The organism is Pseudoalteromonas sp. 120-MNA-CIBAN-0494 (assembly GCF_040308885.1).
Taxonomy (GTDB): Bacteria; Pseudomonadota; Gammaproteobacteria; order Enterobacterales; family Alteromonadaceae; genus Pseudoalteromonas; species Pseudoalteromonas nigrifaciens.
This window is the reverse complement of record NZ_JBEOOE010000043.1, coordinates 1-22,887: the sequence shown is the minus strand read 5'-3', so window position 1 is coordinate 22,887 and position 22,887 is coordinate 1. Positions and strand designations below refer to the sequence as shown.

Annotated in this window: 19 protein-coding genes; 12 read left to right on the top strand and 7 right to left on the bottom strand. The window is 38.8% G+C overall.

The window, feature by feature from the left end:
• Nucleotides 1-117 precede the first annotated feature (117 nt).
• Complete coding sequence (gene istA, locus AAEY55_RS16585; protein WP_350544848.1) at nucleotides 118-1,611, bottom strand: IS21 family transposase; 1,494 nt, start codon at nucleotides 1,609-1,611, stop codon at nucleotides 118-120.
• A gap of 183 nt (nucleotides 1,612-1,794) precedes the next feature.
• Here istA and AAEY55_RS16580 point away from each other — a divergent pair, with 183 nt between their 5' ends.
• Nucleotides 1,795-2,187: a hypothetical protein gene (locus AAEY55_RS16580; protein WP_350552310.1), complete on the top strand. Its 393-nt coding sequence runs from the start codon at nucleotides 1,795-1,797 to the stop codon at nucleotides 2,185-2,187.
• A gap of 180 nt (nucleotides 2,188-2,367) precedes the next feature.
• Here the strand turns inward: AAEY55_RS16580 and AAEY55_RS16575 are convergent, their stop codons facing one another.
• The gene (locus tag AAEY55_RS16575; protein WP_179808111.1) at nucleotides 2,368-3,294 is read right to left on the bottom strand and encodes a hypothetical protein; all 927 of its coding nucleotides are present in this window, start codon (nucleotides 3,292-3,294) and stop codon (nucleotides 2,368-2,370) included.
• A gap of 46 nt (nucleotides 3,295-3,340) precedes the next feature.
• Nucleotides 3,341-3,982, bottom strand: coding sequence for a hypothetical protein (locus AAEY55_RS16570; RefSeq protein WP_350552307.1), 642 nt, complete (start codon nucleotides 3,980-3,982; stop codon nucleotides 3,341-3,343).
• Nucleotides 3,983-4,208: 226 nt separating this feature from the next.
• Between AAEY55_RS16570 and AAEY55_RS16565 the strand changes: the two genes are divergently transcribed.
• From AAEY55_RS16565 to AAEY55_RS16550, 4 genes are all read left to right on the top strand, one after another.
• Nucleotides 4,209-6,230 carry an ATP-binding protein gene (locus AAEY55_RS16565; RefSeq protein ID WP_350552304.1) on the top strand — a complete coding sequence of 674 codons (2,022 nt, stop codon included), beginning with the start codon at nucleotides 4,209-4,211 and terminating at the stop codon, nucleotides 6,228-6,230.
• Between the two features lie 102 nt (nucleotides 6,231-6,332).
• A complete protein-coding gene (locus AAEY55_RS16560; RefSeq protein WP_179808108.1) occupies nucleotides 6,333-7,100 on the top strand; it encodes a hypothetical protein in 768 nt (255 codons plus the stop codon).
• Nucleotides 7,101-7,119: 19 nt separating this feature from the next.
• Nucleotides 7,120-8,094 carry a WYL domain-containing protein gene (locus AAEY55_RS16555; RefSeq protein WP_350552301.1) on the top strand — a complete coding sequence of 325 codons (975 nt, stop codon included), beginning with the start codon at nucleotides 7,120-7,122 and terminating at the stop codon, nucleotides 8,092-8,094.
• A 73-nt stretch (nucleotides 8,095-8,167) separates the two neighbouring features.
• Nucleotides 8,168-9,256, top strand: a complete 1,089-nt coding sequence (locus AAEY55_RS16550) for a cell division protein FtsZ (RefSeq protein WP_179808107.1) — start codon at nucleotides 8,168-8,170, stop codon at nucleotides 9,254-9,256.
• Between the two features lie 42 nt (nucleotides 9,257-9,298).
• On the opposite strand, the gene AAEY55_RS16545 is transcribed toward AAEY55_RS16550, so the two are convergent.
• On the bottom strand, nucleotides 9,299-10,795 hold the full coding sequence (locus AAEY55_RS16545) for a tyrosine-type recombinase/integrase (RefSeq protein ID WP_350552298.1): 1,497 nt from the start codon (nucleotides 10,793-10,795) through the stop codon (nucleotides 9,299-9,301).
• Nucleotides 10,796-10,984: 189 nt separating this feature from the next.
• Nucleotides 10,985-12,658, bottom strand: coding sequence for a hypothetical protein (locus AAEY55_RS16540; protein ID WP_350552295.1), 1,674 nt, complete (start codon nucleotides 12,656-12,658; stop codon nucleotides 10,985-10,987).
• A gap of 260 nt (nucleotides 12,659-12,918) precedes the next feature.
• Here AAEY55_RS16540 and AAEY55_RS16535 point away from each other — a divergent pair, with 260 nt between their 5' ends.
• Nucleotides 12,919-13,170: a YfhL family 4Fe-4S dicluster ferredoxin gene (locus AAEY55_RS16535; protein WP_182678491.1), complete on the top strand. Its 252-nt coding sequence runs from the start codon at nucleotides 12,919-12,921 to the stop codon at nucleotides 13,168-13,170.
• A gap of 16 nt (nucleotides 13,171-13,186) precedes the next feature.
• Here AAEY55_RS16535 and AAEY55_RS16530 read toward each other — a convergent pair whose 3' ends face one another.
• Complete coding sequence (locus AAEY55_RS16530) at nucleotides 13,187-14,509, bottom strand: histidine kinase dimerization/phospho-acceptor domain-containing protein (protein ID WP_089369114.1); 1,323 nt, start codon at nucleotides 14,507-14,509, stop codon at nucleotides 13,187-13,189.
• Nucleotides 14,509-15,180 (bottom strand): response regulator transcription factor, encoded by a 672-nt coding sequence (locus AAEY55_RS16525; RefSeq protein WP_089369115.1) that lies wholly within the window; start codon nucleotides 15,178-15,180, stop codon nucleotides 14,509-14,511. The genes AAEY55_RS16530 and AAEY55_RS16525 overlap by 1 nt, the downstream gene beginning before the upstream one ends.
• Before the next feature lie 160 nt (nucleotides 15,181-15,340).
• On the opposite strand from AAEY55_RS16525, the gene AAEY55_RS16520 reads away from it, so the two are divergent.
• From AAEY55_RS16520 to AAEY55_RS16495, 6 genes are all read left to right on the top strand, one after another.
• Nucleotides 15,341-16,162, top strand: a complete 822-nt coding sequence (locus tag AAEY55_RS16520; RefSeq protein WP_089369116.1) for a TlpA disulfide reductase family protein — start codon at nucleotides 15,341-15,343, stop codon at nucleotides 16,160-16,162.
• A gap of 9 nt (nucleotides 16,163-16,171) precedes the next feature.
• Nucleotides 16,172-16,945 carry a thiol:disulfide interchange protein DsbG gene (dsbG, locus tag AAEY55_RS16515; protein ID WP_089369117.1) on the top strand — a complete coding sequence of 258 codons (774 nt, stop codon included), beginning with the start codon at nucleotides 16,172-16,174 and terminating at the stop codon, nucleotides 16,943-16,945.
• A gap of 260 nt (nucleotides 16,946-17,205) precedes the next feature.
• Nucleotides 17,206-20,133 carry a TonB-dependent receptor gene (locus AAEY55_RS16510; RefSeq protein ID WP_350552290.1) on the top strand — a complete coding sequence of 976 codons (2,928 nt, stop codon included), beginning with the start codon at nucleotides 17,206-17,208 and terminating at the stop codon, nucleotides 20,131-20,133.
• Between the two features lie 143 nt (nucleotides 20,134-20,276).
• A complete protein-coding gene (locus AAEY55_RS16505) occupies nucleotides 20,277-20,912 on the top strand; it encodes an isoprenylcysteine carboxylmethyltransferase family protein (protein ID WP_089369325.1) in 636 nt (211 codons plus the stop codon).
• Between the two features lie 182 nt (nucleotides 20,913-21,094).
• Nucleotides 21,095-21,970 carry a sensor domain-containing diguanylate cyclase gene (locus tag AAEY55_RS16500; protein ID WP_350552287.1) on the top strand — a complete coding sequence of 292 codons (876 nt, stop codon included), beginning with the start codon at nucleotides 21,095-21,097 and terminating at the stop codon, nucleotides 21,968-21,970.
• A gap of 99 nt (nucleotides 21,971-22,069) precedes the next feature.
• Nucleotides 22,070-22,786: a Sir2 family NAD-dependent protein deacetylase gene (locus tag AAEY55_RS16495; RefSeq protein WP_089369326.1), complete on the top strand. Its 717-nt coding sequence runs from the start codon at nucleotides 22,070-22,072 to the stop codon at nucleotides 22,784-22,786.
• Nucleotides 22,787-22,887 lie beyond the last annotated feature (101 nt).

Genomic DNA, 22,887 nt, shown 5'->3' with positions numbered 1-22,887 from the left:
AAGTATTGCTGTGGGCTCCATTGTTCTTCTATCGCTTTTTTGCCCAGGGTATTCCACTGTTGAAGCATGGTGCTAAGCTTTAATTGTTTCAGCATTAAAGGTAACGAGGCCGTGAAGTTATCCATGTAGGCCTCCCGGTATCATGCTGCTATAAGCGCTCAAGCTGTGTTGCTTTATTGTCATTGTGGGTCTGTTTGATGCAATCACTAAAAATTGCGCTTCACATTCTCGGATGGCCGGTAATTGTCGCTGAGTAATTGACGCTGCTACAAATCGCCCTAATTGACGCTCACACCCACTTTGTTTAGCTAAATGGAGCAGTTTTACTATGTAATAGCTCGCTTCATCCGCTAAAAGGTGGGCATTAACGTATTCCCAAATAGCTTTGTAATTGTCGTTTGGGAGTAAGTCGTCACGTAGTTGTGAGTAGCGAAATGCTAATGGTTTTTTAACCAGTGCGTCAATAACATGCAAGTAACTAATATTACGTGCACGGCACCCTTTAGAAGCATAGACACGCGCTAACGTTTGAACTAAATCGCTGCCATAGCGCAGCTCTAAACGGTTGTCATATAAACGAACAAGTAATCGGCTACCAATAAGGCGTGACGGGACGCTATAGGTAACACGTTTCAATGAAATCGTACTCGTACGTGACACCGTTAGATAATGCTCGGTGTAATTGACGCTCATCGTCCGTGGTAAAGCGTGTAATTGTCGCTGCTCTACTGCGTACTTATCACTTACACGGCGATTACGGCGAGCAACAATGTCTGCAACAAACGATTCATAGACTTCTCTTGTCTGAAAGTCATAACTACCACGGATTTTTAATGCTTGCTCCAGTTGCGATTTAAGATGCCCATGAGGGCTCTCAATAGCCCCATTTTCATGCGCAATACCACGGTTATTGCGGGTCGCTTTAAAGCCATAATGGATAACTAGCTCATTAAAGCGCTCTGTAAAATCATTATCATTAGTATGATTACGATACGCGGCACTCAGACTGTCTGTACGCACTTCTTTAGGCACACCGCCGGCTGCTTTAAATGCGTTTTGCACACCATCAGAAAAAGCAGCAAAGCTTTCACCGCCGTAAATCACTTGGGCGTAAGCCCAGCCACTGGCGGGCATACGATAATGAAACAACATATGCTTAAGGGGTTCACTAGCAATGGTAACGGGTGACTTCACATGTGTGAAATCACATATACCTAATAGGCCATACTCGTGTGTTTGCAGGAATACGACCTCTTTGCTTGAGCCATACAGTGCCCGCCATTTATGAATTCGACGCTCTAATGTACGCCGTGAACTCGGGTTAAATTTGTCGGTGTGAAACTCGCAAAGATGATCAAAAATTCCCACTGGAGTTAACGTTGCATCACCCTGAAGTAGGGGGACAACAATACTGTCCCAGATAGATTCAAGTGGATCTATACGCGTTCGCCATTGGCGTTTATTAGACAATGGCTGCTCATCCAGTTTATCAATGCGCCTTGCTGAACGTTCAGAAATACCTGCTTTCGCAGCCGCGATAACTTGGCTATTACGCTTTCTATGTTTCATATAAATAGTGACCTGCTGATCAGTGATTCGTGTTCCCGGCACAGTGAACTCCTCCGTTCTGCTATACCGAACTTTATCAGATCAACCGGCCAAGATAATTGTCGCTAGACCGGCCACCGTAATTGTCGCTTAATAGAGCAATGCGGCGTTGACCTTAAATCTGAAAAAAGGCTCTTACATACTCATCATATCAATGGGAATAAAGCAGATAATGAACGAGATAATTTGAGAGTACTTTGTGCAGATTGTCATAAAAAGCAGCCACATCATGATCATATATATGTAAGCAACTCAGATATTCTCAAAATTAACCAACTAAGACGTGAGCAACATAAGTTTGACGTGTTTAATTACGATAATCTGCGAGAGTGTGCGGATACAGCATTAGATGGCCTTTTACAAAAATGTGAGTCGACTAGGTTACCAGGTGCTGAGCTAGGGATTGTTATTCAAGATAAAGAAACATTTGTTTCAATTGATCTTTGCTGGCCACGACGAAAGGTCGCTGTGCTTATTAATATGAGTAATTCTAATATATTAAGAAGACATGGTTGGACTGTATTTACTGCGTTCGACGCCTTAAATAACTTTGAAAATTTTCAGCGTCAAATTAGATAAAAAAATTTAACGTGTTTTACAATGTTCATCAAGCCGGTATCAATCAAAACTGACTTACAACTGACTGCGGCGGCAGCCAATTTATAACATTAAAGATTAAGCTGTCTGAAGGTGGCTTTAGACAAAATGGATGTAGAGCTTGATTTTTAAATCGAGCTCACATTTAGACTTTTTTAAGTATTAATCTTCGATTCCTAAAAAACAGTCTTTAGATTTTGACTCATATAAGAAAGATAAAGGTAAATTTAGTTTCTCTTTGATAAGTTTAAACCATTGAATATCCTCTTTTTTAGGGATGTTACCGGAAACTATTAATAATTCATCACCTGGTTTTTGTGCTAATGGATGCAACTGGTATCTCAGTAATTGGCCTATTGCAGCTTCAATGTCTTGTCTAGCTGAACTTGTGTATTTTAACTCTGCAATTATGTAAGTATTGCCTTTTGTGAAAGTAACATCTCTACGAAATAAGCCATCACGGTCTTGTACCGTACTCTCTATATCTTTACTTTGTAACCATTTTTGAAAGTGCTTTTCCATTCTGGCTTCATTTAAAACCATCGTACTGTATTCGGGGTACTTCCTCCTTATTTCACTCGCATTAATAGCTCCTTGAAAAGCTTCTGCATTAATAGTATTCATAGTGTCAAATACTAGATTTTTTTTATCGAAGTCTCTAAAGTCAAAATTATTAATAATCTGATCTATCACATTCAAAGATTCAGTTAATGATTTTTGGCTAATTGCTGTAACTAATTCAATCGTAGGAAGCTCTTTACTCTGACCTTTTGAAATTGAAATATCGACAGACTGCGGTTTGCTTTCATTAATAAATGAGGTTATTTGATCCTCTTTATTTAAAGGAACAAATCTTACTTTTATTTCGTTTTGAATAGGCTTTGGAGTCACAGAAATACGACCAGCTTCTCCATTGCTACCAAAGACTATTTTTACTGGTGAATCTTTACGCCACTTTTTGGCACCCGCTTTATAATAGGTAGATATATGAATAGCTAATAGATTGCTAGGGTCAACAAAAAGGGGATTAGCTCTAAACCAATCTGAGGCTAATTCACTGCTTGATAATTTTGATTCATCTATGTTCATATTTTGTGTCCTTCGTGAGTATTCTAAATAAAGTTTGAATGCTTCCCTAAATCCAAATGCTCTCTAAGCATTTAGAGTTCATCATATCGTTAATCTCTATAAATTTTAGATATGCTTTTCCTTTTTTTAATGATTTATCGTTGATACCAAGTTTCGAATTTTGGTAAGTAATGGGCGTGACATTTATATAGTGAAAGCTATCAAGTCTAATTAAAACCTTGTTTAAGCTGTCGTTACTAATTTTTGAGTTGAGCTTTTTTGATATGAGTTCATGAAGCGGGGTCAGTTCAATATCGGCGGTGTCCATATTTGTAAAGTGAACCTCTAAATTATCTTCACCATAATATTGATATACAAGTTCATTTGTACTGCAAATAAAAACAACTCCTTCACCTGCATTGATTTGATCCAAAATATTAAACAATCCTAAGGCCACTTTAATATCAATAGGTTTCAAATTGGGATTTGAAATCACGTTATTGGTAAAAGATTCAAAGCTTTCGGGGGCCTTGTCAAAAGAAAACCCTTTCTCACCATTGTTATTTTTAGTGTATTTTTGCAGTAGTGGTCTATGTATATAGATTTTACTATTTTTGAGATGCTTTTGAGTGAGCTTAGTATTTTGATGCTTATTCTTTAAAACAATAGGGTTATCTACCGAGCCTGGTTTTAAATTAACTTCTTCCATATAAAGTCCATTTCAACGTTATAGTCTGTATATTGCTATAATATTCATTATAAAACAAACACTTATTTTTTAACGTTTGTTTTTCTAAATAAAAAAAGAAAAACCTTTTTTATTTACTTTAAGTTCAATGGCTTATGCCGTTTTGTGTTTGATTTTCTTACGTGATCTGAAAATATTTCACCCAGCTACTATGTGCTCATTGATTAACAATAACTAGGTACATAGCATGAACACAACCCCTCAATTAAAACGTATTGTGGCACACTTTTCCACTGAATTATTAGAAGAGTTCGACGTAGAAGAGCTTTGGCAAGATAAGCTATTTAAAAAGGCTTTATGTAACATTTCGGGCTTTAGCTATACAAATTTACAGTGCTTAGATGCTGATGATTTGATCTTGCGATTAGATCATTTAGCATTAAACACAATGCCTAAAACGTTACAAAAAAATGTGCATATATTTTGTGAAGCGTTTGATCTACCAAAAGCGGTAACTCCTTTAGTTATTTTTTCGTGTTGCATGACGCTCAGTAAGCCATTGCGCGAACTTGTCGAATACTTACGTGACGATTACGCGAGCGTTATTTTAGAAAAAATAGCTTATGTGATTGGTATTGATGAAGCACTACTCAACAAGCAAATTGGATTAATCATTGAATCTGGCATGTATTCAATGGATATGGAGATATTTGCTGGGGAAGATGAGTTTTTAATATTACCAAACGCAATTGCTAAAAGTCTTCTCGAGGGTAAGTTAAATAGTGAAAGTGATATTTTATCTAACTTGGTCTCTCCTTGTGAAGCTTCTGAACTTAGCGCTGCTGATTTATCTCACTTAGATTTAAATACTTTACTAAAAGCCACGCAAAATGCGACTAAAACGGGTGGGCAAGCATTGAGTATTTTATTTTATGGTGTGCCAGGTTCGGGCAAAACTTCATTGGCGAAATATATAGCGCAAGCCTGTGGTTCACAGTTGCTAAAGGTACAAGCTAAAGGCAGTAACTTAATAAACCCAACAAACGAGCTCGATAGTCGAAGCGCAAGCTCTGAGCTGCGTTTAGAGCACTTTAATGTGGTGAGTAAGTTGGTAGGTAAGCGTAAAAAAACAATATTGTTATTGGATGAGTGTGAAAACATTTTTGAGCGTGATTTATTCTCTAAAAGCTTCTCAAAAGAGCTACTTCATACTTATATTGAAAATCATCTTGTAGTGAGTATTTGGATCACAAATCATTTAGAAGATTTACCACAGAGCGTTATTAGGCGATTTAATATTGTTTACGAAATTCCTGAGCTAAACAAAACGACTAAAGAAAAAATGATTGGCAAATATGTTAAAGGTTTGAGTGTTGGTAATAGATTTATAAGTAAATTAGCTACTCAAAAAAACTTACTGCCAGCTCATATTGCTAAAGCTGTTCATGTAGCTAGGTTATGCGGATTTAAAGCACAAACCGCGCGTGAATGCATAGAAGAGAATATTCAAGATACTTTAACTGCATGCGGCTTTTCAACACACGAGCTGACTTATCAAGCAGCGCAAAAATTTAATCCTAAAATGGTAAATATAGAGTCCGAATATTCATCACTCGAACAGGTTGAAGAGGCTGTAATAGAGTATTCGAGTTCACGAACTCTGCTAACAGGCCCGCCTGGCACAGGTAAAACAGCTTTTGTAAATTACTTATGCGGAAAAGCTGATTCTAAACTTATTTCTGTGAAAGCATCTGACTTATTAAGCAAGTGGGTTGGCGAAAGTGAGCAGAATATTGCTCAACTATTTAAACAAGCTACACAAGAAGGAAGTGCAATATTTATTGATGAGGCAGATAGCTTGCTATGTAGTCGTGAACAAGCGACGGCAAATTGGGAAGTGCTAACAGTTAATGAATTACTATGCCATATGGAGCAATTTCAACTCCCACTTTTTGCAGCAACTAACTTTGCTAAAAATTTAGATAAAGCGGTAATGAGGCGATTTGATTTTAATTTAAATTTAACCTATTTGACTCCGGTACAGGCTAAGCAATTATTTAAAGATACTTTAGGCCCAGGAGTATTAAATAAGCACCTAATGCATGAGTTATACAAGCTTACAAAGCTCACACCAGGTGACTTTGCGATTGTAAAAAGGCAAATGAAGTTTTCAAAAAAGCGCATGACTCAAGAGCGAATGTTATCGATTTTACAAGAGCAAAACGATCTTAAAGAAGGCGAAAAGCAGAAGATTGGGTTTGTTATTTAGTTTTTAGAATTAGTTACATCTAATTATCGCTACAGAATAGTGGACTTCTCACAGCTTATAACTTAGAAATAGTTAAAAGCTTTAATTCTTAAAAGGATATCTATGAAAGTTAATGAACAGTATGTCTATATATACAGAGACCCAAAGACTTCCAAAATTAAATATGCGGGGAGGGGCAAGTCTGCTACACGAGCCTCATCGCACCAAAAAAAGACACATAATAGTGAACTTGAGAATTGGCTGAAAAAAGCAAGCTATAAGCTCGAAATAGCAGGCCCGTATGAAAATGAACAAACAGCTATTGCTGTTGAAGAAGCATTAATTTCTACTCACCAGCCTGAATTTAATATGCGAAAAGAGTCTTCTAAGTACAGTTTTCGTCCTTTGGGTGTGCCAGAAAAATACATTACTAGGCTTGAGCAACAACCTTTAGAATATGACTGTTTGTTTAAAGGGAATACAGAGTCAATTATATTAGTTAAGGTCACAGATAAAACGCTAGGCGATAGAGTTGGGTATAATTTAGTAGACCCACCTAGTGATGATGCAATCGTCGAAAGAGTAGAAAAATATTGGCAATTAGGAAATGATAAATATCTAGGGACTTGGATTAAAGATAAAAAACTGTCTCCGACGTTAATACTTGGTATTACAGGGAGTCCTGGAAACCAAGTAATAATAGCCTCTCTTGAAGTTGATATTTCTGCATGGGATGCGGTTGAAGTTATGAAAAAAAAGCTCATAACAGTACCTTTAAAAGATCGATCAAAGTTAGATAAACATTATTTACGTGGGTATCGTATAGCTTTATCAGCTGACATAAAATTTGGACGAAGTATCCAAGAGCACTTTAGAGTAATTCATAAATGACTACTTCCCACCTAATTTAATGAATTCACATCGTCATTTATCAATTTTAGAGCTTGTGGCAATAACGCCTAGCTCTATCTCGACCCAACAGCTACAGCGAAAACTGCTTGAACGTGGCTTTGATATTTCAACTCGCATGCTCCAGCGAGACCTACAATCACTTTACGAGCAAGGTTGCTTTGGGCTTGAAAAAGATACCCGCAGTAAACCATATGGTTGGTCTATTAATGCGCAGTGGCGAGGTGGTAGCGCTAAAATTATGAGCAGTGAAGTAGCTGAGCATTATTTGTTACTAGAGCAGTTACTGTCGCAATCAGTCCCGAGTGATGTTAAACGCTCTGTGCATATTAAAGCAGAACAGGCGCTTAAACGTTTTAATGGGCTTTTGCCCGATTGGCTTTCAACCCTACCAAAACCGCCTTTAAAAGTGAATATTGATAGCAAATTAGTTGCACAAATTGAGCATGCGATTAAGCATAAGCGTGCAGTGAGCGCTGAACTTTATAGGGTACTTTACGATGAAGCACATTGGTTGAAGTTTGCTGAGTTGAGTTTTTACAACTTAGTTGAGCAAGGCGGTGTGTTGATGGCGCAGTTTATGGTGGGGTCGCTTCACGATAAATGCTATCAAATGCCGGTTTACCGTATCCGCAATGTACAGATTTTGCAAAAAACACGACGAGAGCCAAGTACTGAGCAGTTAAAGTCGTTACGCAGTGCGATTAATAAAGGTATGAAGCAAGAAACGATCGAGTTAATTGTAAAAGTGCCTAACCACTCTGCGGTTAATCAAGAGTTTATTGAACTTGGCGAGCTGACTGATAAGCAAAGTATTGATGAAAAAAATGTATTACTTACCTACCAAACTATTGATACCGAGCAATTGACTGATGAGCTATTTAAATGTGCTCATTGGCTAGAGGTTATTAAGCCTGAAAAGCTGCGACAAAGAATTGTTAGCAAGCTTAAAGCGGCCGCTAACATTTATAAATAACTCCACTAATTTAGGTGCGTCAAAAATTGACGCACCTGTTTGTTATGCTCCTTTTAAAGATGAAGGAGGTGTTATGTTTCAATTAATTCAGCAGAATGATGGTTTATCAATCGGTGTATTTGGTATTGGTGGGTGCGGTTGTAATACGCTTAACAGTATTTTTGAGCAACGCGAGTCTGATCAGGCGCACTTGTACAGTGTTAATACCGATAAAGTAGTGCTTGAGCATACACAAAGTGATGAAGCTGTGCTTATAGGTGCTGAGCTCACTCATGGTTATGGTGCAGGAGCAGATCCTAAAGTTGGGCTGCAAGCGGCAGAAGAGAGTAAAGAGCAGCTTTTAACGCTTATTAATGGCTGCGATATAATACTGTGTGCAACAGGGTTGGGTGGCGGTACTGGGACTGGCGCCAGCCCTTACATTGCAAAACTTGCTAGTGAGCATGGCAAACCCATTATATTTGTTGCTACATTGCCATTTAGCAGTGAAGGGCAGTTTAGGAGTAATATAGCGCAAGCAGGTTTAAATGAGCTTAAAGAGCATGCTAATGCTGTTATTACGCTCCCTAACGATCAACTTATTGAAGTGCTAGGTAATGATATTGGCTTATTTGACGCCTTTAAGCATAGCAACCAAATACTTCATTCATTGATAAAATCCCTCATCGATATGCTGTGTTTTCAGGGGCTTATTAATGTTGACTTAAACGATTTTGCTAAAATTATGGATTGCCAGGGTGATGCTGTACTGGGTGTTGGTAAGTGCAATGATGAAAGCGAGCTTACTACTGCACTTGATAGTGCACTCAATAACCCACTTGTTAATCAGGTTGATATGTCATCAAGTACAGGTGTGATAATACAAGTGAACTGTAAAGATGAAATTTCACTAGGTAGTTATAACCTCATTACCGATACAGTACGTCAGCAAGTAAGCTCAAATGCTTTAGTTATTTGTGGTGTTTCAAAAATAGAAAGCTTATCGACCAATTATGAGCTGCTAGTTATTGCTACGGGCGCGAGTTCTAAAATGGTTATTGATGACAATAAAAGTGAGTCAAGCTCTAAAGTAGTCGCTACTAAGCCAAAAGCATCTGATATTTTTGATATCCCCGCTTTTATAAGAAATCAGTCTGCACCGCCTAGTAAAAGCTCTTTATAGGGTTTGTAAGCAAAGAAAAAGTTATATAGCTATATGTAAACGCTACTCTAATATATGCATAGGGCGGCTCTTTTTAAGCTTTCGGGCTTGCTGGTTTATATTACTCCAGATAGTTGAATAAGCACTTACTGTACTTTTGACTTTGGCGATAAATTTATTTGAATAATCTAATTTAAAAAATGATTTTTTAACCGTTTTGTTTTTTAACTTAGTCTGTATTTTTACTTCTTTGAGTATTTCCTTCTCAAAAAGGGAAAAGTTTTTATAAAGTGCTTTAATATCAGTGTTATATATTTTATTCGAGTGGTCATAATGTTTACTCATCGGATCGTGCTCTGAAACAGAGTGATGAAGCATTTTTTTAGAGTCAATTTCAGCAATTGTTGATGACCCAATTTTTTTAGTTAGCACTTCTTTCATGTGCGATTTTAAGAAGCTGCGAAGTAGTGTTGGAAATGCTCCGGCTGAGCCTTTTATATTTATGTTATCTCGCGGGGCCGCCACCATGTTTTTTGGCGCATGATATTTAAGAGCTCGGTTTAAACTCTCTTTACTGATGGGTTTTGAGTCGTCTTTAACCTTGCAAAATAAGTAGGTACGGTTTGTGTCTGGGTTTAATTTTAATTCTTGCTGTATTGCTTTTTTCATCTCGGGTGTGAGTTGTATTTTAAACTCTTTTTGGTTTTTCATAGCACCGCGAGTGGTATGGGTTGTTTCAGGAAACGTTAAAAACTTAGGATTATCTAAATCATCTATATACGACAGACGCAAGTTACAAATATTTATGGGTCTTAGCCCAGTAAACATCATCAGTAGTACGGCATTTATTAATGTATTATTTTTAGATGTTTTTAGGTTTATGTATAGCTGAGAAATTAGAGATATATCAGTATAGGCCTTACAAGCAATAGGCTTCGAAGTTCTAGACGATATATAATTATTGTCTACTTCTAGGAATGGATTAGTGCCGTTATTATACTTATTTTTTGCGAATACCCACAGTTTTTTCATCTGCTCGAATTGCTTAGCCACATGCGGGCCACTTTTCTCTGTTAGTAGTTGGTCAAGCGTTGCTTCTATTATCTCAGGCGTAATAGTCTGAAATAACGTATTTTTACCAAAGGCATTTTGAATTGCATTAAGGTAAGAGGTGTATGTTTTTACTGTGGTGCTAGCTAACTTGCTAGGGCTATGTTTATTAATTGCCTGTAAGTTTTCTATTTGTTTACTCACTACAAATTCGAATGTGTAATTAGAGGTGTTCTTTTTGTATATTTCGGCCGCTTTTAATTTCGCTGCTGAAAAACTCATATCATTAGAATCACCAATCTTTGTGTTTTTTATGCCATGTTCTTTTTTAAAATGAGTAAAAAATTTAATAATGCCATCATGCTGGAAGACAATTCTTATTTGATCTTTAAGTTGATATTTTGAAAGTCTTTTTCCTTTTTCTTGCGCCAATATAATAGTCGCAAGACTGGCTAGCTCTTCCATTGACTCGTCATTGTACGGTGGCTTAAATGCATTAAATTCAGCCATGCAAAGGTCACGACTTTTAATCGTGACCTCACATGGTTTTACTGAATTTAATACTGATGTTGCCATTAATATTAAAACCTTAAAAAAGTTAAAATCCTCAAATAATTGATGAGGTATCGCTCTAATAAGGCAATGATATGAAATTAGTTTTTTTTACAAAAACTTTGGTAAGTCGAAATTAAACTTTTTTTAATTATTTTTTGCTTTGGCCTCATGGGCATCTAAATATCTCTCAACGACAGCTCTTCCCTCTGCTGTTAATATTAAATCTTTTGTTGTCCTTCCAGTGTCTCCAAGTGGCTGGTTGATGAAATTTACATAGCTACCTTTGTAAACTAAATAAGCTTTAATTCTATCTCTCAGGGCTTTTTTTACGTTATTTTCTTTAAGATTTTTAGCTTGATTACTTTGCATGCCGGTAAGTCTCATTTTTTGGCTTTCAAGCTCCTTCGCTCTTTTCAAAATACTTACTTCATGAATTTTAAAAACATTAAATTTTAATTTTGTAGAGGTTCCAAATAACTCTTCAGACCTATCATAGTTAAGCCCATTCGGATCATCGTTTTTTCTAAGGTGATGAAGCGCTAGTCGGGTTAGTTCTTCTGCATGTCTAAAATGGTAGCCGTTATCAACCATAATCGCTTTTGTGTTGGATTTAAAAAAGCTTCGACACATTGTGCAAAAGGCTCCAGCAGATCCTTTCATTACAATATTTCTTTGATCACCTTTTACTGCATCAACGGGTGAATAATCTTTTATCACCTTATCTAACGATCTTTTTGCAAATGGCTTTCTAACGTCCCGTGGCTGAAGAAATATATGAGTAGGATTACAGTTCGGAAGCGCATTTTCCATCCACGCTCTTTGTTCCAAAATAATCGCACGCATAGCTTTGGTTAATGGCAACTTGTATTCTTTTTGGTTTTTCATTTCTCCACGAACTCCGACAACAGATGCCGGAAAGGTAATTAATGTTGGGAAGTGGATACTATTGAGCCACTCCCACTTCATTTGTGGAATATTAATAGGGCGTATACCTGTCAAAATCATGAATCGAGCTGCATTTTTTTGATGTACATTTGGTGCAGACGCGAGGTTTATCCACAATTCAGCTATTGAATCTAAGTCTGTATAAACTTGGCAAGGACGAGGGCTTTCTACACGGTCAGATACGTAAAAGTCATCGATATCAGCTGCTGGGTTTTTACCTGAGTTAAATTTGTTCTTAGCAAATCGCCATACTCTTCTAATCTGTGCAAAAAGCTCGATTGCCTGGTTATTGGACTCTGTCTGGATAATTAAATCTACAATCTTTTCTAACTCTCCAGCTGTAAGAGATTGGAACGCACGCTTAAGTGGGAAATGATGCCTGAGCTTTTTTATTCTGCATTGATATGTTCTGAGCGATGAAGCTGCAAATTTAGTGGGTGCGGTGTTATGACGCTCTATTAAGCTTTGTTCATAAGCATCAAACACAGTTTTAATATTATGATTATTTAAAACGCCATACTTCATTTGATCAGTAAACTTTCGTGCTTTTGCTATTGTTAATTCAGGTGCTTCTCCTAATTTAGTATTCGCTATACCAGATGATTTAGGGAAAGCTGAGTAAAAAGATACTGTTCCAGATAGGGTAAATATAAGACGAAGATTGTGTTGTGCCTCATATTTCGATAATCGCTTCGTATCTTGCTTCTTAACCTCTTGTTTTGATTTTTCTTTTTCCTCAAAAAAGATGATTTGAGAGGCCAAAATAACACAGCGATTTATGTGCTGCATAGAAAATGGCGATTTAAGTTGCTTCCATTCTAGTTTCGCTTTCGTGTATTGAGCTTTGGTAAGCGTTGACAATGGTTTTTTCACTTTGATTAAACCTATATAAATAAAGGCCTTGCGGCGATTTTTATTGATTAAGATCAACAAAGCAACAGAGAATGATAGGCATAATTCGCGGCTGTTATTTACACCCAAAAATAAAAATTTGTGTTACTAACTTGTGTTACGATTTAATGAAAAATAGCGGTTTTTTATTAAACTAGAACTGCACAAAAGTTAGCCTTTACACACCTTTGTTTTTACTTATCTTTTTGTTTTATAATGATATTAATTTAAAAGGCTTAAAAATGGCTCTACTCATAAATAATAAATGCATTAACTGCGATATGTGCGATCCAGAGTGCCCAAATGAGGCTATTTATATGGGGGCTAAAATATATCAAATAGATCCCAGTAAATGCACTGAATGCGTAGGTCATTATGATAAGCCTACTTGCGTAAGTGTCTGCCCAATTGATTGTATTAAGCCAGACCCAACCCATAGTGAAACTATTGATGAGCTTGCCGATAAGTACGTAAGGTTAACTAGTAGTTGTTAGGTAATTTGAAGCTAACTTATTGAGGATTGACATTTTTAATTGGCAGATTAAAACTCACTATAAATCTGTCTTCGTCATTTGTAAAAGCAACTGAACCTTGGTACTTTTCGGCGATGCTGGCCACAATTGATAGGCCAAGCCCAGCGCCGTTTGCTGCGCCTTTACGCCAAAAACGAGTTGCCATATTAGCTAAATCAGCTTGGTTAATATGGGCGTGGTTACTAATGGTTATTTTTAGTGCTGTGGCTGTTAAATTAGCGGCTAAAATGACTGGTGTATTCGCTTTGCTGTACTTAAATGCGTTATCAAGTAAATTACGACACACTATAGTGAGCATGGCACTGGGAATACAGTACACTGGCTGGCTTGCTGTTATATTATAGGTTAAGCGGGCGTTATTGTTGTTTGATTCTGTTACCACAGTAGTAATTAACGAATCAAGCTCCCAAGGCTCTGTAATGTTTAGCGGCGTGTCGGCATCTACATGGGCTAACACCAGTAGATTGTCTAAAATAGTATTTAATCTATGCGCACTTTTTTTAGCTTGCCCTAGTGCTTTTTGCTGGGTGGTATCTTGCGTAAGCTCAGCTAATTGTATTTGCGCTAAAATGCCGGCTAGTGGGGTTCTTAGCTCATGCGCGGCATTACTGGTAAAGTGTTTTTCGCGGCTGATCCCTTTTGCTAAGCGGGCCATTAAGGCATTTTGGCTAGTTATAAGCGGTTGCAGTTCTTTTAAAGGCTGGTTTAACTGTATCGGTTCTAAGTCGTGACTGCCGCGTTTTTCAAGCGCGTGTATTAATAACTTTATTGGCCGTATTCCTGTGCCAATTGCAAACCAAAGTAATATTAGGGCAACAAAAATAGCTAACGCCGGTGGAATGAGTATGCTAATGAGCAAGTCGTGATAGAGCACATCGCGCTCGGCCACTTTATCGGCAATGGTAATTTTATATTGCGCAGTAATTAAGGTGAATGTACGCCACTGCGCTTGCTCAGAGCTTAAATAACTAAAACCTTGGTTTAAGCTAGGCTGATTGGGAAACGATTGGCTGTTACTGCTGGCAATTATACTGCCTTGCAGGGAGCTAATTTGACAGGTTAGGCCTTTTTCAGTGTTTACCCCACTGGCATTTATAATATCAGGGAGGCTTTTACTGAGCGCATCTTTGGGTACGTGGGCTAAAATGTTACCTAACATAAAAGCGGTTGAGCGCAGGCGCTGATCAAAGTTAACCTCTAACTTATTGTTTAACCCCGATATCATCCACACACTGGCGATAAGCCAAAAGCCTAAAAAGACCGCTGCAACCAATACCGTTAACCGTAACCGCAAGCTCATTAGTGGCTCACCTCTATTGTGCCTAATCTAAAGCCTAGGCCACGTATGGTTTCTATTGCCGGTGCGCCTAGTTTTTTACGTAAATTAAAAATATGTACGTTAAGTGCGTTACTCGCTACATCATCGCACACGCCATAAAGTACATTTTTTAACTGGCTTTGGGTTAAAATTTGTTGCGGACTATTTAAAAAGGTTTGCAGTAATAAGTCCTCGTTACGTGACAAGCAAACAAGCGTGCCATTGAGTAATGCTTTATGTTGCTCTAAATCGTATTGCAGTGCGCCGTGAGTAATTGTATTGCTGAGCCTATCGCTTGCGCGGCGCTTTAAGCTTAATAGCCGCGCTAATAACTCTCTTAAATCAAAAGGTTTTACCAGGTAGTCGTCGGCGCCTTTTTTTAATCCAATAACTTTGTCATCTATGGTATTGCTGGCGGTAAGAATAAGCACGGGTAGCGAAAAACGATTGTCACGCAGCCAGCTTAACCAGTTAATGCCATTACCATCGGGTAGGTTTAAATCAAGAATGCATAAATCAAAATTGCTCGATTGCATATAAGTAGTGGCTGCGCTTAGTGTACTAACGTGCTCAACGGCTAGCCCTTGGTGGGTTAAGTAAGTACAAATAGCGTCGGCTATTACGTCGTCATCTTCCACTAACAATACAAACATACTCGCTACCCTGTTTAAAACACCCTAGCTAGAATACCTGTTTCCATTGGTGAAGTAACTGCTATGTGCTTATTTACTATTAATTTTTGCTCTTAATATTGGCTTAATTAACGCTTTGTATACTATAGCGGCTAACCGTATTTAAAGAAGATTTATAGCCATGTTAAGTATTTCACTCGGGCCGTTTGTTATTGCCATTTCGCAGCTTATTATTTTATTAGGCTTAGGCGTATTTTGGTTGCTTACCTATTTACAAACCCGTAAGCAACCACAGCAAAAAGCAATTTTAGACACTGTATTTAAAGCGTTTGTAGTGGGCTTTATTGTTGCGCGATTAATGTTTGTTTTGATTATGTGGGATGCGTATCAAGAAAACTGGTGGCAACTTATTAATATAAGTGATGGCGGCTTTATGCCTTCTTATGGCTGGGTGGCGGGTGCGCTTGTGTTGGCGCTGTATGCGCGAGGCAAAAAAGCAGTGCTGAAAACCTATTTCATAGCGGCTATTGTCGCGTTGTTTACCATTATGGTGCCTACCTTTGCTGCCTCTATTTATAAAGCTGGGGTTGAGCTGCCACAATCTGCGGTATATAACCTGCGTGGTAAAGAGGTTGATTTACAGTCATTTAAAGGCAAACCTGTCGTTATTAACTTTTGGGCGTCGTGGTGCCCACCGTGTCGTAAAGAAATGCCGGTATTACAGGCTGCGCAAAAAAACAATCCTAATATAGCCTTTGTTTTTGTTAACCAAGGAGAGGATTTATTTACGGTACAAAAATTTATTAATGCTGAGCAGCTCGACTTACGCAATGTGTTTTTTGATCAAAACAGTAATGTAAGTCGTGAATCCGGAGCTGCTGGGCTACCAACCACGCTTTTTTATAGCAGTGATGGCAAATTAGTAACCAGTCACATGGGAGAGCTCTCACACGCGAGTTTGCGTTATTACATGCAAGCTATAAATCAACAGTCTGCACAATAAGGATGCCTCATGAAGTTAATTTATTTATTGCCATTACTTGCGTTTACCTCGCCCATATTGGCTCAACAAAAAGCACTGCCAGCACCCCTTAAGTTAGTTACTGAGCAAGGCGGCGAAATAGTCAGCGAGTTTGCAGCGCCTGCCAACATGAAAGGCTATGTTGCCGACTTTAAAGGCCAAGTTATTACTTTATATATCACCGCCGACGAGCAATATTTATTTACCGGCCCTATGCTTGACGCCAATGGTAATAATGTAGGAGAGCAAGCAGCAAACGACTACGCTACAGGCCCTAAAGCGCAAAAAGACTGGCAAACATTAGAGAGTAGCCATTGGATAGTTGATGGTTCAGCCTCGGCAAAGCGAGTAGTTTATACCTTCACTGATCCAAACTGCCCTTACTGCAGACAGTTTTGGCAAAATGCGCGTCCTTGGGTGGATGCGGGTGAGGTACAAATACGCCATATTTTAGTGGGTATTTTAAAAGCCGACAGCTTAGACAAAGCGGCGGCTATTATGAGTGCAAGCAACCCTGAAGAAGTGTTAAAAAAGTTTGAAAACGATAATTTAGTGGGTACATTACAGCCGCTAAAAAATCCACCTGAGCACATAAATGCGCAATTAATGAAAAACCATCAAATAATGATGAGTGTTGGTGCCAGAGCCACCCCCGCTACTTTTTATCACGATGCTAATGGTGCGGTAAAAATGCAAATGGGTTTACCGCCTGCGTCATTAATGACTGAGATCCTCGGCCCACTGCCAAGTAAGCCAACCAAGTAAGCCAACCAAGTAAAAACCCAACTTAGTACATAGTGTGCAACGTCAAGCCGGTAAAAGTTTTACCGGCTTTTTTATAAATAACGTTAAACATTGTTACACTTTGTTATTTACATAAGCTATTCAGTAAGTTATCGACTTTATTAATCGGCCATTAAGTTTGGCGCTGTAGACTTAGCAGCAATTTTTGACCCGCTATTGACCTTTATTGATAGCGCTGCCGCTAAGTATCAAAAGCGCATAAAACGGAACCGCACACTGTCATGAGTACTTGCAATAATCGCCCCTTTTCACTACCAGCATTAACATTTATAAAATCAGCGCTGTGTTTATCTGTTTTATCTGCCATAGGTAGCGCGTATGCGGCGCAACCAGCCCTCACCGCTAAAAATAATGCCGATATAGAAGTAATAGAAGTACGAGGGATTCGCTCCAGTATGGCCGAAAACCTCGACATTAAACGCATGTCTAGCTCAGTTGTTGATGCTATAACCGCAGAAGATATTGGTAAGTTTCCAGACAAAAACGTAGCCGACTCATTGCAACGTATACCAGGGGTAATGATTGAACGTGATGGCGGCGAAGGCGCATCGGTAAGTATTCGAGGTTTGTCGTCTGAGCTTACTTTTACTCAGCTTAACGGTAATTTTATTGCCTCGTCACCAGGTGAGCCTTCGCGTTCGTTTGATTACACGCTACTCCCTTCAGCCATGATAGCCAGTGTTGAGGTATATAAATCGCCCGAAGCGCGTTTAGATGAAGGCGGTGTAGGTGGCACAGTAATAATGCATAGCCGTAAGCCGCTCAGCATGGAGGCAAATTCTGGAGTGCTCAATGTTGAAGGGACTTACAGTGACGTAACGCAAAACAGTGAGCCACAACTAACCGGTTTATATTCTTGGAAAAACGATGCCGAAACACTTGGCTTTTTAGTGGGTTATACTCGCCAAGAACGCACTAATCGTACCCTCTCGGGTGGCACCGATGCCAATGTATGGCGCTACACAGGTGATGGTCAACCGGTAGATGTAAATGGTAACGCGGTCAATAACAATAATAGTTGGGATACAATTACCGATACCAATGGTAATAATTATGATGGCGTGTGGTTTCCACAAGTCGTGCGCGGCTCGGTACTTAATGAAAAACGTGAACGTGAAGGCATACAGTTTAGTACCCAGTGGCGTCCAACCAATCGTGTAGAAATAGGATTAAACTATTTTGGCTTTACGCTGGGGCAAAACAGAACTGAGTCGGTTATTGATATGCCAGAGTGGTCGTTAAATCCCGATTACCTAACCGATGTGAACTTGGATGAATCGGGCACGATTGTTAATGGTATGCAGTTTGATGCTACAGCGAGTGGCGCACAAGGTGACATGCAGTTTCCGTGGATGCGTGGCAGTTATGTTCGTGAGGAGTCGAGTTCAGATACCTTCGATTTTAATTTAACTTACGAAGGTGATGATTTTAAAGCGCGCTTTGTTGCGGGCAATACTCGCTCAAAAGGCGGCCCAGAAGAAAGTTGGGAGGCCGCCTATAAAAGCTCAAATACCAGCGAAAACCCAACAACCATTGAAAACGCAGCGCAAAATGCTGGTTGGCAACTTGGTAAAAACGATGTAACCCTCAATATAGACCCAAATACACTGGCTAATTTACTCAGTGGCGTAGGCGGTGGGCGCGATCCGGGTTCATCAAACTCAAGCTTTGTACGCAGCGAGCTTGAAGAAAGTTACTACCAAGGCGATCTAGATTTTTACACCGATTGGGGCTTTTTAACAACCATTAAAACCGGCGTAAAATACCGCGAAGCCACATTACACCGCGAAACCGGTAATACCTTCTTTTTAGATCCTCGTTTTGATATTGTCGCTGGGGAAGCCAAAGAGGGCGGCATAACTCGCTTTGACAGTTACCAGTGGAATAACGGTATGCCGGCAGCGCAAGATGTTTTTATTAACCAAGGCAATATTGCAGGGGGCTTTAATATAAACCAAATGCCCAGTATTGATTGGGATAAATACCGCGATATGATTACCAGTAACTACGTGCCTTACACCCGTATGGAAGACAACTTTGTATACGATATAGAAGAAAAAATAGCGGCTTTTTATCTGCAAGGTGACTTTGAATTTAATCAAGTTAGAGGTAATTTAGGAGTACGGGTTGTACGCAGCAAAACCATGAGTGCTTCTACCGATTTATATACCTACTTTTTAGATCATACCAATGATGAAACAGGGGAGCCTGTTACCGGTGATGATCGCTCAGTCGAGGATTACCAACTTGTAGTGCAACAAAACACCGACACCCAAGTACTGCCTAGCTTTAACATTGCCTGGGATGCCACAGATGACTTAGTTATTCGTGGCGCGGTTGCTAAAGTAATGTCGCGCCCCGATTATGCTGATTTAGGCGCGCAGCAACGCATTAGTTATATTTCAGACGAGTGGGCACAAGACAGAGCCGATTTTAACGAGCAACCTGGCTTTAGTGGCAGTGGCGGTAATAAAAACTTAAAATCGTTTATATCGGTACAAGCCGATTTATCTATCGAATATTATTACGCTGAAGGCTCAGCAATTGGCTTAGCGCTATTTCATAAAAAAGTTGATAACTTTGTAGTGCCAGTGGTAATTAACGCCCAACAAAATTTTGCTGGTAAAAACGGTATTGTAGAGGCGGGTAATATAAATATTACTCCTTACAGCACAGTAGGTAATGGCACTAACGCGGTATCTAAAGGAGCCGAGGTGTTTTTGCAACATGCCTTTGATAGCGGCTTTGGTTTTTACGCTAACTACACCTATAACAAAACCAATAAAGCAGAAGTAACCGTAGATGGCGAAGCATTTGGACAATCGCCACTGATCGGCAGTGCTAAGTATCAATATAATACTTCGGTTTATTTTGAGGGTGATGATTTTAACATACGTGCCTCATACAATAAGCGCGGCGAAACGGTACTGGGCTTAAATAGTGGCTTAAACGTGTACCAAGACCCATACGATCAAGTTGATGTTAATGCCTCAATTAACTTATACGAAGGCCTTAGTTTTACCGCAGCAATTATAAACTTAACCAAGTCAGAGTCGGTTACCCGTTTAGGTAACGATAGTGACGCACGGTTACTAAACTCAAGCTACTCGGGCAGGCGTTATTACGCTGGGTTTAACTACAGCTTTTAAACTGCTCCCTAAAGCAACTTTTAATAAGCCGGCTTAAACATAAAGTTGGCTTATTATTTGTGTTTACCTTGTTTCTTAACGGTATGAATACTATGATGAATTTATAATTAAAATTGAGTAATCACCGCGAGTAACTAATATTGATAACCTATCAGCCTTTAATTAATGACTCTGCGTCCTTAATCGAATTTACCCGCATTTATTTAGCCGTTTTTTATACCTTTGTAGCGGGGTTCTACACCGTTAGAATACTCTATAAAAACAGCAATACACCATCGGGAGTGATTTTTACAGGGACAAAATATTGCGCTAATTGGTGGAATCACTTCGTTTTTCGTTTTTTTAGAGCTGCTATTTGGTTGGTGTGTGTTGTAAGAGTATTTATACCTGCAACCGATAACTACCTCGGAATTTTTGTGCCGTTAAATACATGGCCAGGCGTAATGCTAGGTAATGCTTTATTAACTGTTGGTTTTATATTAACTATGGTGGTGCATTTTAATATGGCATCACTTTGGCGTTCAGGAATAGACCCACAAGGGCCCGATGAGCTAAAAGTAAACGGCTTTTATGCGTATTCTCGTAATCCTATGTATTTAGGCGTTGCTGCGGCGCAGTTAGGCTTTTTTTTAGCATTGCCGAGTGTGTTTAGCTTAGTGTGTTTACTGGTTGGGCTTACTGCGTTATATCGTCAGGTGTTGATTGAAGAGCAGCATTTAGTGAGCATATTTAACACCCAATATAAAAAATATAAAGAATTAGTACCACGTTGGTTATAATAATTACTCCGTTATTTTGCAGCAATGAGGGTTTTAGTTTAACTACCAATGAGTAATACTTTACTTTTGCTACAAAAAATCATGATTACAAAAGCAATTTATTGCTATTTTTACAAGTATATTTTAACGTTAATATATTGAATACTTAACTAGCTTCACCTTGCTTTAGAGGCAAACATAGTATGACAAAAAATGAGTTAATAGAACTAGAAGATGTGCTTGATTTAATGCTTGATGCTGTGTGCGTGGTAAATAAAGTAGGTAAGTTTGTATTTGTAAGTGCCGCGTTTGAACAAATATTTGGTTATAAAGCTGCCGAAGTAGTAGGCAAGCCTATGATTGATTACGTTTATAAAGGCGATCATAATAAAACTTATAATGCCGTTGCTTCACTTTTGTCGGGCGAAACAACTCATTCACGGTTCGAAAACCGCTGGGTTCGTAAAGACGGTCAAATAATTCATATTTTGTGGTCAGTGTGCTGGTCATCAGATCACCAAGTAAGAATTGCAGTTGCTCACGATATTACCGAGCGAAAAAAAATGGAAGAGCAGCTTCATTATATGGCTGGCCATGATGGGCTTACAGGTTTACCAAATAGCTCATTACTAATGGACAGGTTACAGGCTGCAATAGTAAAAGCAGAAAGAGAAAATACACTATTTTCGATATTATTTATTGATATTAATGGCTTTAAAGCTATTAATGATACGTATGGCCACCTTATGGGTGATAAGTTACTGCAACACATAGCACAGCGGCTTTTAAGCGTAGTAAGAGAATACGATACAGTAGGGCGCTTAGGCGGAGATGAGTTTTTGATTGTGCTAGAGGGCTTAAGTAGCGCTGGCGATACCACGGCTATTAAAAGAAAAATAATTGGGCAGTTCCAACAGCCATTTAAACTAGATGAGCTATCATTAAATGTATCTCCGAGTATTGGAATTGCAAATTACCCCACCCACGGAGAAACAGACCATCAATTAATAAAACACGCAGATCAAGCCATGTATAAAATCAAAAGAATGAGTGCCAATAGCATAGATTACCCAACTTAAAATTAAACGCTCAAATAATAAAAAAAGCAGGCCAGTTAGGTAAGTTAAGTATTTTATGTTACATAACTTGGATTCAAATAGTAAGTGCAGAGGTTAGCAATTAATACGTTATATATTACAGGCGCGGGCGTTAGCGCAGCCAGCGGTATTCCTACCTTTAGAGGTGAAGATGGTTACTGGACTATTGGTAGTAAAAATTATACACCAATGCAAATGGCCACACGCGCTATGTATCAAAACGCCCCTAAAGAGTTTTTAGCTTGGTATTACCACAGGTTTGCAACGTATAGAAACCACGGCCCTAACGACGTACATTATTGGCTAAAAGATAAAAACCTAATAACGCAAAATATAGATGGGCTTGATGGTAAAGCAGGAAATAAAAACTATATTGCAGTCCATGGCAGGTTAGATCAAATGACCCTGTTTCATCAGCAAGGCGAAAACGTAGAAACGGTGATTACCCCTTGGAATGAGGTAGATGAGGCTCATTTACACAACTCATTATTTGAGGTGTTTAATATTCAAAACCAAGCGCCAGTGATTAATCACTCTTTTAAACCGTTTGTATTATTATTTGATGAATACTACACCGAGTTATATAAAATTAGCGAAGCACAACAACGCATGGTCAATGCCGATAAAATTGTATTTATGGGTACATCGTTTAGCGTTAACATTACCCAAATGGCGCTGGAAATAGCCCGCGAATACAATATTGCGTTAGAAGTTGTAGATCCACACCCAGCACATATTTTACATCCAAATGTAAGTTATAAAAAAATGACCGCGCTTGAATATATTCAGAGTAATTAAAGTTTTAAACCGAGTGTTAGCTCCTTGTGAACTACCCATCGACGCCACTCCGTGTCGATCAATGGGCTTCTACAGCCTTGACTTAGAGACTAGGCTGCTTC